Below are 14,216 nucleotides of genomic sequence, written 5' to 3'. Positions count from 1 at the left end.
CCGTCAGCCCCCGGTCGTGTGACGGACAGCCTGCAGCGACTGCCGAGAGATCTCCAGCTCCTCGTTGGTCGGCACGACGAGGACCGTGACCGCCGAGTCGTCCGCGGAGATGACGCGCGCCTCCCGCGACGGACTCGCGTTGCGCCCTTCGTGGAGCCGGATGCCGAGCACCTCCAACCCGCTGAGGACTTCCGCCCTCAGGGCCGCGTCGTTCTCGCCCACCCCGGCGGTGAACGTGAGCACATCGAGGCCGCCCAGCAGCGCCGTGTACGCGCCGATGTAGTGCTTGAGGCGGTGGACCGTCACGTCCAGGGCGAGTCGCGCCTGCTCCTCGCCGCGGCCGGCGGCAAGCCGGACATCGCGCATGTCGCCTCGGCCGGAGAGCCCGAGCAGGCCGCTCCGGCGATTCAGCAGCTCATCCTGCTGGTCGGTCGTCAGGTGGGCGCGCCGGGCGAGGTGGATGAGGACAGCCGGATCGAGGTCGCCGGACCGCGTGCCCATCACCAGTCCCTCGAGCGGCGTCATGCCCATGGATGTGTCGACCGACCGGCCGCCGTCCACGGCACAGGCCGACGCACCGTTGCCCAGGTGGAGCACGATCTGCTTCAGCTCACCGAGCGGACGATCGAGGAACGCCGCCGCCGCCTCGGAGACGAACTTGTGCGAGGTGCCGTGGAAGCCGTACCGGCGCACCCGATGCCGCTCCGCCAGGTCGGCGTCGATGGCGTAGGTGTACGCCGCCGGCTCCAGAGTCTGGTGGAAAGCGGTGTCGAACACGGCGACGTGCGGAACGTCCGGGAACGCCTTCTTCGCGGCGCGGATGCCCTCCAGGTTCGCCGGATTGTGCAACGGCGCCAAGTCGGAGAGGTCCTCGATGTTGATCTCGACCAGCGGAGTGATGATGGTGGGCTCGAAGAAGCGCTTGCCGCCGTGGACCACCCGGTGACCCACCGCATCCAGCGGGTTGTCATCGAGGCTGGGACCCTCGGCGGCGAAGGCGTCGAGCATTGCCCGGAAACCGGCGGTGTGGTCGGGGATATCCAGCGTCCGCTCCGTCGTACCGGAGGGGCCCCGGTGCGAAGTGCGCCCGCTCGCCTCGCCGATCCGCTCCACGAGCCCGGACGCCAGGGATTCTTCCGTCTCGCTGTCGATCAGCTGGTACTTGAACGACGAGGAGCCGCTGTTGACGACCAGGACGGCGCTCATGAGAGGGCCGCCTGGATCGCGGTGATGGCCACGGTGTTGACGATGTCGTCGACCGTCGCCCCGCGGGACAGGTCGTTGATCGGCTTCCGCAGGCCCTGGAGGATCGGTCCGATCGCCACGGCGCCGGCGCTGCGCTGCACCGCCTTGTACGTGTTGTTGCCCGTGTTGAGGTCGGGGAATATGAACACGGTCGCCCGCCCGGCCACCTCCGACCCGGGCATTTTGGCCGCGCCGACCGCCGCATCCGCTGCCGCGTCGTATTGGATGGGACCGGCCACCGCGAGCTGCGGTGCGCGCTGTCGCACCAGCTCGGTCGCGGTCCGCACCTTCTCCACGTCCTCCCCCGCACCCGAGTCGCCGGTCGAGTACGACAGCATGGCCACGCGTGGTTCGATGCCGAACTGCTCCGCCGTCATGGCCGATGAGATGGCGATGTCGGACAGCTGCTCCGAAGTCGGGTCCGGGATCACTGCGCAGTCGCCGTAGACGAGCACCCGGTCGGCCAGGGCCATCAGGAAGACGCTCGAGACGACCGACACACCGGGCGTCGTCTTGATGATCTCGAACGCCGGGCGGATGGTGTGGGCGGTCGTGTGGGCGGCGCCCGACACCATCCCATCGGCGAGTCCGAGCTGCACCATCATCGTTCCGAAGTACGACGGATCGGTGACGGTGTCTGCGGCCTGGTCGACCGTGATCCCCTTGTGCGAGCGCAGCCGGGCGTACTCGTCGGCGAACCGCAGCCGCAGCACGTCGTCGAACGGGCTGAGCACCTCGGCGCCGGACAGGTCGAGTCCCAGCTCGATCGCCCGCGAGCGCACCTCGAACGGCTCGCCGAGGATGGTCAGCTGGGCCACACCGCGCGCGAGCAGGGTGTGAGCGGCCCGCAGGATGCGGTCGTCCTCCCCCTCGGGCAGCACGATGTGCTTCTTCGCGGCGCGGGCCCGCTCGATGAGGTCGTACTCGAACATCAAGGGCGTGACGACGTCGTGGCGGGTCACGTCGAGGCGGGCGAGCAGCGCCGCCGCATCCACGTGTCGCTCGAACAGGGCCAGCGCGGTGTCGTACTTGCGCTGCGAGTCCGCCGCCAGCCGACCGCGCGCGTGGGTGATCCGGACCACCGTCTCGTAGGTGTCGAGGCCGGTCCGCACGATCGGCAGCGGGGAGCGGAGCCCGGCGAGCAGCCGCTCGATCGGCTCGGGCAGGTCGAAGCCGCCGTTCAGGACGATGCCCGCGATCGAGGGAAACGTCCCCGACGCGTTGGCCATCAAAACGGCGAGCAGAACCTCGGTGCGGTCGCCGGGCACGACCACCACAGCACCGTCGACGAGCCGCGGCAGGACGTTGTTCATCGACATGCCGGCGACGACGACACCCAGCGCCTCCCTCGCCAGCAGCGCCTCCTCACCGGCAAGCAGAGTCGCCCCGGTCTGCTCCATGATCGAGCGGATGCTCGGCGCGACCAGGAACGGGTCCTCCGGGATCGCCCACACGGGCTGGCGGTCGCTGCTGCCCGCCGCGACGGCCGCGGCACCGACAGCCGAACCCACAGCGGCGATGATCTCGTCCAGCCGCGCCTCGTCGGCGCGGTTCGCGATGACGGCGAGGAGCCCGGCATGCTCAGCACGCAGCTCGGCGACCGCCAGCTCGGCGAGCTGACGCAGCTCCTCCGGCGACCGCGGGTCGGCCTGCCCGAGGCGCTCGCCGAAACCCTGACCGACCCGCCCACCGAGCACGAGCAGGACGGGAGCACCCAGGTTGGCGGCGATCCGGGCGTTGTAGGCGAGCTCGGTCGGACTGCCGACGTCCGTGAAGTCGGACCCGAGGATCACGACGGTGTCGCACCGCGCCTCCACCGCGCGGAAGCGTTCGACGATCTCGCCGAGGGCTGCGTCCGCGTCGGCGTGCACATCCTCGTAGGTGACGCCGAGGGCATCCTCGTAGGTCAGCTCGGCGGTCGTCCGCTGCAGCAGCAGCTCGAGCACGTAGTCGCGCTCGTCGGTCGACCGGGCGATCGGGCGGAAGACGCCGACGCGACCGACGGAGTGCCGTAACGACTCCAGCACGCCGAGCGCCACCGTCGACTTGCCCGTGTGCCCCTCGGCGGAGGTGATGTAGATGGAACGCGCCACGTCAGCCGATCCGCTCGATCGCGGGGATGGTGTAGCTGCCGTCCAGCACATCGTCGCCGGGTTCGTAGAGCCGCAGGATCGGCCGGAAGGGCCCCTCGGGCGTCGGCAGCCAGTTCGCGGCCGCCTTCTCGTCGGCGGGTCGGGTGGTGCTCATCGTGATGGTCAGTCCTCCGTCGTCGTCGTACACGAGCCCGCGGGTCCTGTCCCCCACCGAGTAGCGCTCGATCGGGTTGCGGACCAGGAAGTAGTTCGGCAGGTCGTACATGGTCAGCGACCAGAACGCGCCGACCGGCGGCGTCGGGCTCAGGCGCAGCCGGTAGACGTGGTCGCCGGTCAGCCGCTCGCCGTCAGCGTCCTCGTAGGTCATGATGTACGCCGCCTCGTAGGCATGATTGCCCCACAGGCCGCCCAGAGCGGCGGATGCGCGAAGCGCGTAGCGGGTGCGCGGCTCGGCCATCTTCCACGCGGGAGAGTCGATGGCACCCACCTCGAAGAAGTCGAGGTTGTAGTCGAAGACGTGGAGGTTGACCAGCCAGTGGTCGTCGAGCACTCCCGCGGTCCGCAGGGCGGATTCGAGGGCCTCCTTGCCGAGGGCGTACCCCTCCTCGAGCGCATCGCGAACTCCCTCGGGCTGCTCGTCCACGGTGTAAGGGCTGACTAGGCCGAGCGGTGCGTACGACTCGAGCGCCGGCCGGTCGCGCGCCGCCGGCGGGAACGCCTGCGACCACACCCGCAGCTTCTCGAAGAAGTCGAGCGCTTCGTCGGAGCCGGGCGGCACGGCGGGGACACCCTCCGGCGGGACCAGCGTCTGGTGCACGGGAGTGAGCGCGAGCGCATCCTGGAGAGCGAACACGGCAGGCAGGTCCTCCTCTCCGTCAACGGCCCAGCGGCCGACGATGGTGCCGACGCGCGTCGGGAACCGGATCGTCGGAATGCGCCCATCCGGCTGCGTGTCGGTAGAGATGTCGGCGTCAGGCGGGAGCAGCAGGAACTCGCCGGCGGCGCCTCCGGTCGCCCGGGTGCCGACATAGGCGAAGTTGTTGGTCCACGCGTCCACGAACTGGAGGACGTAATAGCGGTCACCCGCCTCCGGCACGGTCAGGCGGATGGGCCCGACACCGAGGTCGACCTGGGCGATGGAGTACAGGGTGTCGTTGTTGATCGAGACGAACGTGTCGTCCGGGCCCGCGAGCCGTCGAGCGTGGCCGAACGCGTTAAAGGGGGTGGCGGGCACGCCGCCCACACCCTCTTCGGTGAAGCGGACCACCTGCTCCAGGTCGAACACCAGGGGGAAGCCCACGACGTAGGCCTCGGTCGCCAGCTCGGTCAGCTGCTCGGTCACTGCGGCACCCCGTCCATCCAACGCTCCACGGAAGACACGAGTCATTCTACAGGGCGTAGAAGACCCGGCACTGATGGGCACAATATACGCGGGCGCGATGACCTGGTGCTGGACATGGAAAAGACCCCCCACGCACCCGCCAGAGCCCGGTTACCCTTGCTGCGTTTCCGCCCTGGGGGAGTTGGCCTGGATGGCGCCACGTGGGGAGCCGGAAACCAGTGTAGCGGGTGCCGGTGGGAGGCGTGTGCGCGAGCGCCTCCGACGATCCAGTAAGATATTGGGAGCCGTCGGCCGCGAGAGCGGAAGGCAGCGCCAGGAGAATTCGCCTAGTGGCCTATGGCGCACGCTTGGAAAGCGTGTTGGGTGCAAGCCCTCGGGGGTTCGAATCCCCCATTCTCCGCCATTTTCTTCTTTCGGCTTCTGCCCCGCGATCCCAGTGGTAGCGCGGAAGTTCGGCACTCCAGGGTTCATTTAGTCGTCGCTGCGAGCACGCTGTGCCCACACTTTGCCCACATTTTTCTGACGGCCTCCGGCATCTAGGCGCATCGCAACCGCATCCAGGTCATCATCGAAGAGGTCTGCATAGGTATCCAGCGTCATCGCTGCGGACTTGTGTCCGAGCATCCGTTGCACGGCTTTCACGTTCGCTCCTGAACTGACGGCGAGGCTCGCGGCGGTGTGACGGAGGTCGTGCGGTGTGAGCCGCTCGAGGCCTGCTCCGGTGAGAGCGGTCAGGAACCAGGAGCGCTTATTGTTGCTGGCGCTGGGGCGCCTCAGGAAGCCGCCAAAGCGGTCCGCAAACAGCAGGTCGTCGGGCTCCTTCCCTTCGCACAGGCGCGCTAGGGGTTCGGCGAGAAATGGTGGGAACGGGACGGAACGCTTCTCCCAGGTCTTAGGGAGACCCTCCACGACGTTTCCGTTCACCTCGGTCGCGGTGCGATTGACTTGCAGTCGTCGGCGCAGCATCACGACGTCCCGCACGCGGAGCCCGGTTGCCTCGCCCCATCGGAGTCCGCAATAGGCCAGGACGATGAGTAGCGTCGCCTGCATGTCCGTCTCGGCCGCCTCGGCGAAGCGGATGACCTCCTCATGGCTCAGGTAGCGGCGGGTCTTGCTCGAGTGTTTGCGGGGCGTCCCGTCGGCGCCGCGGGCGACGTTTTTCGCGACGCGACCGTCTTTCAGAGCGACGTCGAGAATGCCGGCAAGAACGCCGAGCGCCCGCAGCACCACGGTCGCGGATCGCGGGCGCGAGTCGTCCGCGGTCCAGCGGACGCGTTGCGTCGAGACGGCCGAGCCTTCGCCGAGCTCGCGGATCCACTGTTCAACGGCACTGGGCCGGATCGACCCGACGGCGGTAGTGGACCAACGTGGTTCCACGTAGACGCGCCACGAGGTGTCGACGGAGTGAAAGCTGGAGGGCTTCATCGCTTGGCGTTTGTTGGCGAGCCAGTCGACGGCGAGTTCGCCGACCGTGATCCGCGAGGCGCGCGGATCGACGTAAGAGCCCGCAGCTTTGGATATCTCGACGTTGGCTAGGAACAGCTCGGCATCGCGTTTCGTCGTGAAGCCGCGTTTGTCGGTCTGTCGATGGTCCGGTGTGCGGTAGCGCACACGCCATCGACGGCCGCCGCCGGTTTCGTAGGGTGTGACGGTTCCCACCGCGACCTCCTCGCTCGGCTCCTGAGCCGTTCACTTCGGCGATGAACTTCCAACTACAAGTTGTGCTTTGGGCATCGATTTGACGCGCGCCATCGATTCACCCGAGACCCGGCTTCTCTCCATCCACCCCGGCCAAGGAGGATCGCGCTTTGAGAGGCCGTGTCAAGGGCGCTCCGCGTCGCTTCGCGATGCAGCGGAGCTGCACCCTTGACTCGGCGTCTCAACGCGCCAGGCTGCTCCGTGCGGGGCGGAAGGAAAGTCATCAGGACCGCCCCTGGGTCTTGGAAGCGCGCATGCTGAGCGCTTGTCGGCTCAGTCCGCTGGCCGCTGCGATGGAGTTCCAACTGGTTCCTAGTTGCCTCAACTGGAAGATCAGTTCGTCCCGATCGGTCAAGAGAGCATCTTCTTCTCGTCGCAGACGGTCTAGGTCTCGGCCAAGGTGATGCAGTCGTCGAAGCGTATCTGTCCGCGTGCGCGATTGGGATTCCGACGCTCGTCGCTGCTCTGCTTCGAGGTTGTGGACGACTTGAAGCTGGCGCCCTTCAGCACGTCGAGCAGCCGCCACCTCGTGCTCCTGCCGCTGCCGCGCATAGGACGCCACGCGTCGTTCAACCCTGCCGAAACTCCCCCGTTTGGCCATGCAACTGGGTTTACACGCGACCCCCGACATTCCGGCGATTTTTCGGTCCACTCAAAAGAGTGCCTACGTGCATTGGCTTTCCACCTTGAGGCCCTCTCGCCGCTCCATCTGTATTTCGTGCGCTGGATCGGATCCTCGCTCTTTGATCCTCCCGTGGGCTTGTTGCTCGGCTGCCCCGGCTTCACTTGGTGGTCACTTTGGTGGTCGCGGCATGTCGCGACCATGGGGATCAATTGCCGCCCTGAGCGAGTCTCTGGTGAACGTGGACGTTCGACACCGACTCGATGAGGCGTTAGCTTTTGGCGGCGAGGCAGGCATAGTCGATCGCATGCGCCGACTCTTGCGGTTGGGCTGCCTTGACCCGGCATTTCGCGGGCGCGTCTTACGGGAACATCGCCTCCACAACCCAGCGGTCCTGGCAGGTCTCCGTTCCAACGACGTCCGCGAAGCCGTAAATGGGCCGTCACCAGCGGCGCCAGTCCGTCAGCTCCGCCTCCCAAGCCCCTGCCAGCTAGCTTCAGACCCAGTGGCTTCGAGAGATCAGCTCTCGATCGATAGGGCTCTGGGGACGCTTCGGCGCATCGAGAAGACGGCTGGCGCGACGGTGGCGACCAGGAGGATGGGAACCGCGATGACTGCCACCCACGCCGAGCCGGCAACACTCAATGCCGCACGGGCGCTTCCTGAAACGGTCGCGAGACGGGCGCCCTCTACGAGGGAACAGCCGCCGATCACGACGACCGCCAACGCTGCCGCAGTTGCCAGGTTGATGACGCACTCCCAGACAGTCATCGTGACCAGGAATCGCGGTGTTCCGCCCACGGCAGCCGTCAGTGCCAACTCGCGGGAGCGGGCCTGGCTCGACATGAAAGTGGAGGCAGCGGCGCCTATCAGCGCCATCAGAATTGGCCCACTCAGAATCAACTCGGCGCCTGTGGCCGGTGCGGAACCACCCCCAGTTGCCGAGGCCAGCGTGTCGTGTCCAGACTCCAGCGCCATGGGCACGGCAAACGCGACCATCAACGCCACCGTCGTCCCGGAGCTTCGGGAAGTCGCCTGACGAACGGCTGCGCGGGCCATGAAGAACGAACCGGAAGCTGACGGCGGAATGAGTCCGGTCCAGGCGAAAGTGACAGCGGGAATGAGCCATGGACCAATCGCCGCCACAACCCCGATCGCCAAGGGCCCGATAAAAACCACTTGGGCTCCACCGGTGTGCAAGGAGCCGGGCAGCGTGACAACCATTTGGGTCACCACGGCAGCCAGGCTGGCTGCGACTACGACGCGCAAGGTGAGCCGAGGTCGAGGTTCGCGCCCCCCACCAGTGGTCAGTGCCACGGGCGGCGTGCGGCCCGCCCGACGCGCGGCGCTACGGCCTACGCCCACGAGAAACAGCGATACGAAACCCACCACGATCAAGGCTGACATCGCCGTGAGGTGAGCGTCGACCGTGCCGACGCCCGGGAGGGCTCGAATCTCCTCCTGTACAACGGAAGGCACAAAAGCGGCAGCGATAGCAATTCCGCAGCTGGTCCCGAGCAGGCTGACCGCCGCCAACTCGGTGGTTACCACTCGCGCGATAGCAGTTGGAGACAGACCAACCACCGACCAGAGGCCGAATGAACGCCGCCGGACGGCTACGTGAAGTTGCATCGACGATCCGGCGACGATCGCAACCGCCAAAGTCGAAAACAGGATCACAACCCCGCTGATTGAGGCAAGAGCAAGGCTGGCAAGGCCACCGGCACGGATAGCGCCGCCGATGAGGGACGCGGGGATCGAGTACGCGATAGCGGCACCAGCAGCGATCCCAAACGCTGAGATCCAGAGTCTGACTGTGGCCCTCAGATCGCCGGCAATGAGCCGAATCATGACACGTCCGTGCGCGGCGTTGGTCCGAGAGCGGAGAAAACCGCTGCCGGTGACGGGTCGCGGAGGCGCTCTACGATACGGCCATCCCGCAGGACGAAGGCGGCGTCCGCGCGCGCAGCCGCATCCACATCGTGGGTAACCATGACAACGGCCGCCCTATCTGACGCCAGCTCGCGCAGAAGGTCGAGCACGGCGGCGCCAGCTGCCGAATCCAGCGCCCCTGTCGGTTCGTCGGCAAAGACGACCGAAGGGGAGCCGGCAACTGCCCGTGCGATGGCAACTCTTTGCTGTTGGCCTCCCGAGAGGGTGCTCGGTAGGCGGTTTTCGAATCCCGACAAGCCGACGCGATCCAGCGCGCTGAGGATCCGGACGCGGTCGGGCCGTTGCCGCGCCAGTCGCACGGGCAGGGCAACGTTCTCGTAAACGCTGAGGGACGGGATCAAGTTGTAGGCCTGGAAAACAAATCCGATCCGGTCCCGACGAGTGACTGCCATTTGTCTCGCTGTCAACGCCGCGAGGTTCGTGCCCTGTAGCTTCACTGAGCCGGCCGTTGGTGCTTCCAAGCCGGATAGGCAGTACAGCAGCGTGGATTTTCCCGAGCCACTTGGGCCGACGATGCTGACCATCTCGCCTTCGGCGACGGTAAGGGACACGTCCTGCAGGATGCTGCGCGGACCACCATCCGCATCCCGAACAGATTTGGATACACCGGTCGCCTCGATCAGGGCGCTCACTGGTCACTCACCTCTGTAACTCGGTCGTCTCAGAGCGTAGAGCCGGGTAGAGCACTCCAACATCGGACGAAAGGCCCTCCCGTACGGTTCGAGTCGTCTCATCGGCGAGGACTTCATGTGCGTCGGACTCGAGGCCGTCGTACACCTCATTGACGACGTCGGCGGGGCGGTTCATTTCAGGGATGGTCATGCCGTCGTTCATCGGCGTGTCTGTGAATGCGAGATATGCACCGAGAACCTGGACTCCCTCTGGAGCCAGCTCCAGGCGGAACGCGTTCGTCGCTGCCCAGAGGGCGGCTTTGGAGACGCTGTAACCCTTACCGATGGCAAGCCAACTCAAGACGGACGCAACGTTGATAACGGCTCCGCCATGAGCTTTGAGGGCGGGAGCAAAATCGCGAGTGATGTGAATGGCGCCGAACAAGTTCGTTTCCATCTGCTCGCGTATATCCGCCAGTGGCCCTTCTGTCAGTGAGCCCCGGCGGAGAATCCCCGCGTTGTTGACTACGACTGTCACGTCTGTGGCCTGATCGGCAGCGGATCTGACGGAGGTGGGGTCGGTGACGTCCAGCTGCAGCGGGACAATCCGGTCGTTGCCCCAGTCGCGAGGTGTGCGGGCGGCCGCATAGACCTTGGCAGCGCCTCGGTTGAGCGCTTGCTGGACGAACTGCTGTCCGAGTCCGCCGTTGGCTCCCGTCACGAGGACGACGGCATTGATGAGAGTGGTCATGGGTTATCGCTTTCGTCGAAGGTCTGGTGGTGCCCAGGGGGCCAGTCTTGGAGGTCCATCGGGACGGGCGCGCCCAGTGCGCGGATAAGAGCGGCTAGCTCCGAGGACAGGTCGCGCCCGACATCGGTTATTTCTGGTCGTTCGAAGGAACCGAATTGAAGGTGTGGCAACTCGGCAGTGAATAGGACGGGGCCGTCCCCAGCCTGGGTGAGTTCCACACGGAGGGGCGCGTAATTCATCACACGCGGATCGTGGCGGAACATGCGCTCTGCGATCACGTGGTTTCCCATCAGGTAGGCCGTGCAAAAAGAGGTGTTGCCGGCCACACGCATGAGCAGTGTCGCGTCGTTACGCCAGTACCGCAAAAAGCCCAGCGGCGCTTGCGCGCGGGTCCACTCGGCTATGGCCTGCCAGGAGGAGCTTCTCCGTGCAACTTCTGTCAGCTTTTCGACGTCGAGTGCGGGGACGAGAGATTCATAGAGCTCCCGGGCTTCGTCGAAACCAAGCGAAACAGGCGTGGAAAACCGAGTTGCGAGGTACTTGCGGGTACCTGAGATGACGGCACTCATGTGCCCCCTCCGTTCGTATGTCTCGGAAACAGCTGGTTGTACAAGCGTGTCGGGTTGACCTCGTCGGGGCGTGTCCCTGACAACCCCACCCGACCGGGATGCGGTTCAACCGATCTAGGACGGGATCGTTTGACCGCGACCCGCTGACCGCGGCCTGTTGCGCGAGCCCTCCACCGTCAGACGAGCCGAACGGAAATAGGCGGAGATCGTCTGGGTGGCCCTTCCCGGGACCTGTTCCCAATGGGGACACGCGTCCCCGAGATGGCAGCTTCTACCGTGTTTTCGGGGAGCAAACGACCAGGGCGACTCGAACTACCAAGCGGCATCGCTGGGCAGAGAAGACGGGCACGGCGGTCTTGCCGAGCGGGGCCTTCCCTCGGCCCAGGCGCTTGCGGCCCCCGACGCAAATCTCTTGATGAAATAAGGAAGCGACCATGACTGACACCTCGCAACTGACGGCACCCACTCTCACCGTCGAAGCTGCAAACGGAGTGACTTACGCGTATCGCCGATTCGGGGAAAGCAGCGACGGCGTTCCGCTGGTCTTCCTGATGCACTTCCGCGGCAATCTAGACAACTGGGATCCGGCCCTGGTCGACGCAGTTGCGCAGAAACAAGAGGTCATCCTCGTCGACAACGCCGGCGTCGGCGGATCGACAGGCACCGTACCGTCGACCATCAAGCAGATGACCATCGACCTCATCGCGTTCATCGACGTGCTCGGTCTGCGCACTTTCGATGTCTTCGGCTTCTCGCTCGGCGGTTTCGTCGCCCAGGAGATCGCGTTGCTGCGGCCGTGGGCCGTGCGCAACCTTGTCCTCGCGGGTACTGGCCCTGCAGGAGCACCCGGAATGCACGGTTGGAGAGAAGACATTCAGCGCGAGTCTCGAATCGACCAGAGCACAGCAGAGAGCTTGCTCTACATCTTCTTCGCGCAGACCGACACCAGTCGGGAACTCGGAAAGGCATTCCTCGGACGTATCTTCGCTCGCACCGATGATCGTGACGAGCCGACGACCGCGGCAACGCGTGATGCCCAGTACGACGCCATCCTCGATTGGGGAATCCCCGACATCACCAAACTGGAACGCCTCACTGGCATCTCGCAGCCCACGCTGATCCTTCAGGGGGATGACGACCGGATGATCCCGACAAAGGAGAGCCACACGATGGTCGGTCTCATCCCCAACGCTCGCCTCCACATCTTCCCCGATGCAGCGCACGCGTCGATCTTCCAGTACCCGGAAGAGGCGGCTGTGTTGGTCAACGACTTCATTTCCGAACAGTCCAGCGCCGTCTGAAACCACCCAACGAAAGGAACAACCATGTCATCACTTCTCGATAAAGTCATCGACGCCCACGGTGGAAGCCGCTGGTCCGAGGTGAAAACAATCTCGGCTATCCGCTCGTTCGGGGGTGCGCTGTGGGAGCTCAAGCAGGTTCCCGGCATCGCTGAGCACGGCCGCTTCACGGTCGACCTGACGCGCGAGTGGACGTCCCTGCAGAACTTCGGCGACCCGGATGTTCGCACGGAGTTCACGCCTGACCGCGTCGCGCTCGTGCGCGGCGACAACGAAGTCATCGAAGAACTCACGAATCCGCGAGCCTCTTTCGACGGACACGAGCTGACGACCCCCTGGAGCAAGCTTCAGGCGGCCTACTTCACGGGTTACGCCATGTGGACTTACAACACGGAACCGTGGTCGTTCACTTTCCCTGGAGTCGTCGTCGAGGAGACGGGAACCTGGACCGAGAACGGGGAGACCTTCGATCGACTCCAGGTGACGTACCCGAGCATGCTCGCCACGCACAGCCCTACCCAGACCCTTTACGCCGATTCGGACGGCATCCTTCGGCGCCGTGACTACGACGTGCTGATCATGGGCGGCAACCCGGCGGTCGAGTACATGACCGGCCAAACCGAGGTTGGCGGACTCATCCTCCCAACGGATCGATCCATCTTCGTCCGCGACGAGGAAGGCCACGCCGTCCCCGAGCCCCTGATCGTGTCGATCAACATCAGCGACATCACGGTGGAATGAATAGGTTTTACTGACGCGTCAGGTAAGTGGTAGTGTTCCTGACGTGTCAGCAAAAATGCCCGCGAGCCACTTAGATACGTGGCAGAAGTTGCAGGTCGTGCTCGAAGTCCTCCGCCGAGAGGTCGGCAGAGACCTCTGGGCCGAGTCCCAACTGTCGGACTCGGAGTTCACGATCCTGGCTCAGCTGTCGAGCGCAAGCGGTGACGGCGTCCGTCCCACCGATTGCGCTCGAGCCATCGGCTGGGACTCCAGCCGGCTCGCCCATCAAACGCGTCGCCTCGAGAAACGGGGCCTTGTCGCAAAAACGGCTGCATCCGACGACGGAAGGGCTATTCGCCTCGCCGTGACGGATACGGGTCGTGCTGCCTACCGCGCATCACTCGGGCCCCACCTGCGTTCAGCAAAGAAATGGTTCGCAGACGGACTGACCGAGGAACAAGTCGCGGGGCTCGAAGTCGCGCTCGATGCGCTGACAACCCACATCGAAAACCTCACTGCCACCCCACCCGCAAGGACTCAGGACTCGTGACCCAGCTAGAGAACACACCCGTCAAATCAGGAGATCTCTCCGGGGAGAACATCCTCGTCGTAGGCGGTTCCGGCGGCGTCGGAGAAGGAGCGGTCCGAGCCCTCCTGGCCCGAGGCGCGAACGTCATCGCCACCGGTCGGTCGAAGAAACGCTTGGATGCGTTCGAGGCGCGGATCAACAACGAGAGCCTCTCTACGCTCGTGCTCGACTCCCTGGCACCCCAGTTCGCCGCAGACGTTGAGCGTGAGGTCGCGGCCTTCGGGCCCTTGAGCGCCGTCATCGTTGCTGTGGCCTCTTGGGGCGACCAAGGCGCGAAACCCCTTCTGTCCCTGGAAGACGACGAATGGTCGGCTCTCATCGAGCAGAACCTGACGAGCGTATTCCGCGCCTACCGCGCCCTTGTTCCGCTGATTGCTCCTGGCGGGGCGCTCATCCAGTTGAACGGCATGTCCGCCGAAATCCCATTCCCGGGAAACGGGGTCGTTGGCCTGACCGCCGCCGCCGGGAAATCCTTGACAGTGACCCTCGCCGAAGAGCTGAGGCGAACAGGAATCCGGGTTTACGAAATCATCCTCGGCGTCGTGCGCACGCGCCAGCGACAGCTCGCCGGCATCGACAACGAACTCTGGCTCTCCGGCGACGAAATCGGCGATCATCTGGCGGACCTCATCACAGGCACCAGCCCGCTGGCCGCAACGACCCTTCAGTACTTCGTGGACAAGACCATTGGACCGACCCCGACCGTTCCCCGCCTGAGGTGA

At 65.4% G+C, this 14,216-nt stretch carries 12 protein-coding genes, 1 tRNA gene and 1 other RNA gene; 5 read left to right on the top strand and 9 right to left on the bottom strand.

What is annotated here, in order from left to right:
- Positions 1-3: 3 nt before the first annotated feature.
- From AB4Y74_RS02740 to ffs, 4 genes are all read right to left on the bottom strand, one after another.
- Positions 4-1,206: an acetate/propionate family kinase gene (locus AB4Y74_RS02740; protein ID WP_441797584.1), complete on the bottom strand. Its 1,203-nt coding sequence runs from the start codon at positions 1,204-1,206 to the stop codon at positions 4-6.
- Positions 1,203-3,338, bottom strand: coding sequence for a phosphate acetyltransferase (gene pta / locus AB4Y74_RS02735; protein WP_441797583.1), 2,136 nt, complete (start codon positions 3,336-3,338; stop codon positions 1,203-1,205). Before pta ends, AB4Y74_RS02740 begins: the two co-directional genes overlap by 4 nt.
- A gap of 1 nt (position 3,339) precedes the next feature.
- Complete coding sequence (locus AB4Y74_RS02730) at positions 3,340-4,680, bottom strand: DUF1254 domain-containing protein (protein ID WP_441797582.1); 1,341 nt, start codon at positions 4,678-4,680, stop codon at positions 3,340-3,342.
- 116 nt (positions 4,681-4,796) lie between these two features.
- Positions 4,797-4,893: signal recognition particle sRNA small type (gene ffs / locus AB4Y74_RS02725), an RNA gene on the bottom strand.
- Positions 4,894-4,995: 102 nt separating this feature from the next.
- Here ffs and AB4Y74_RS02720 point away from each other — a divergent pair.
- Positions 4,996-5,083 (top strand) — tRNA-Ser (locus AB4Y74_RS02720).
- A gap of 68 nt (positions 5,084-5,151) precedes the next feature.
- Here AB4Y74_RS02720 and AB4Y74_RS02715 read toward each other — a convergent pair.
- The 5 genes from AB4Y74_RS02715 to AB4Y74_RS02695 all read right to left on the bottom strand — a co-directional run bounded on the left by AB4Y74_RS02715 (position 5,152) and on the right by AB4Y74_RS02695 (position 10,884).
- Entirely contained in the window at positions 5,152-6,339 is a 1,188-nt protein-coding gene (locus tag AB4Y74_RS02715; protein ID WP_441797581.1) for a tyrosine-type recombinase/integrase, read from the bottom strand.
- Positions 6,340-7,519: 1,180 nt separating this feature from the next.
- A complete protein-coding gene (locus AB4Y74_RS02710) occupies positions 7,520-8,851 on the bottom strand; it encodes an FtsX-like permease family protein (protein WP_441797580.1) in 1,332 nt (443 codons plus the stop codon).
- Positions 8,848-9,585, bottom strand: coding sequence for an ABC transporter ATP-binding protein (locus tag AB4Y74_RS02705; RefSeq protein WP_441797579.1), 738 nt, complete (start codon positions 9,583-9,585; stop codon positions 8,848-8,850). The genes AB4Y74_RS02710 and AB4Y74_RS02705 overlap by 4 nt, the downstream gene beginning before the upstream one ends.
- 7 nt (positions 9,586-9,592) lie before the next feature.
- Positions 9,593-10,315, bottom strand: a complete 723-nt coding sequence (locus AB4Y74_RS02700; protein WP_441797578.1) for an SDR family oxidoreductase — start codon at positions 10,313-10,315, stop codon at positions 9,593-9,595.
- The gene (locus AB4Y74_RS02695; RefSeq protein ID WP_441797577.1) at positions 10,312-10,884 is read right to left on the bottom strand and encodes a hypothetical protein; all 573 of its coding nucleotides are present in this window, start codon (positions 10,882-10,884) and stop codon (positions 10,312-10,314) included. Before AB4Y74_RS02695 ends, AB4Y74_RS02700 begins: the two co-directional genes overlap by 4 nt.
- Positions 10,885-11,318: 434 nt before the next feature.
- On the opposite strand from AB4Y74_RS02695, the gene AB4Y74_RS02690 reads away from it, so the two are divergent.
- Genes AB4Y74_RS02690 through AB4Y74_RS02675 form a run of 4 tightly spaced genes read left to right on the top strand, consistent with a single transcriptional unit; the run spans position 11,319 to position 14,216 of the window.
- The gene (locus tag AB4Y74_RS02690; RefSeq protein ID WP_441797576.1) at positions 11,319-12,185 is read left to right on the top strand and encodes an alpha/beta fold hydrolase; all 867 of its coding nucleotides are present in this window, start codon (positions 11,319-11,321) and stop codon (positions 12,183-12,185) included.
- Between the two features lie 24 nt (positions 12,186-12,209).
- Positions 12,210-12,926 (top strand): hypothetical protein, encoded by a 717-nt coding sequence (locus tag AB4Y74_RS02685; protein ID WP_441797575.1) that lies wholly within the window; start codon positions 12,210-12,212, stop codon positions 12,924-12,926.
- Between the two features lie 43 nt (positions 12,927-12,969).
- Positions 12,970-13,455, top strand: coding sequence for a MarR family winged helix-turn-helix transcriptional regulator (locus tag AB4Y74_RS02680; protein WP_441797574.1), 486 nt, complete (start codon positions 12,970-12,972; stop codon positions 13,453-13,455).
- The gene (locus AB4Y74_RS02675) at positions 13,452-14,216 is read left to right on the top strand and encodes an SDR family oxidoreductase (protein ID WP_441797573.1); all 765 of its coding nucleotides are present in this window, start codon (positions 13,452-13,454) and stop codon (positions 14,214-14,216) included. The genes AB4Y74_RS02680 and AB4Y74_RS02675 overlap by 4 nt, the downstream gene beginning before the upstream one ends.

Origin of the sequence: Leifsonia sp. RAF41 (assembly GCF_052114085.1) — a bacterium.
GTDB lineage: Bacteria > Actinomycetota > Actinomycetes > Actinomycetales > Microbacteriaceae > Leifsonia.
The sequence above is the reverse complement of the archived record's forward strand: the minus strand, read 5'-3'. Positions and strand labels throughout refer to the sequence as shown.

Coding starts and splice junctions, on each gene's coding strand:
- AB4Y74_RS02695 (WP_441797577.1), bottom strand. CDS start 10,884: ATGAGTGCCGTCATCTCAGGTACCCGCAAGTACCTCGCAACTCGGTTT.
- AB4Y74_RS02690 (WP_441797576.1), top strand. CDS start 11,319: ATGACTGACACCTCGCAACTGACGGCACCCACTCTCACCGTCGAAGCT.
- AB4Y74_RS02710 (WP_441797580.1), bottom strand. CDS start 8,851: ATGATTCGGCTCATTGCCGGCGATCTGAGGGCCACAGTCAGACTCTGG.
- AB4Y74_RS02700 (WP_441797578.1), bottom strand. CDS start 10,315: ATGACCACTCTCATCAATGCCGTCGTCCTCGTGACGGGAGCCAACGGC.
- AB4Y74_RS02685 (WP_441797575.1), top strand. CDS start 12,210: ATGTCATCACTTCTCGATAAAGTCATCGACGCCCACGGTGGAAGCCGC.
- AB4Y74_RS02740 (WP_441797584.1), bottom strand. CDS start 1,206: ATGAGCGCCGTCCTGGTCGTCAACAGCGGCTCCTCGTCGTTCAAGTAC.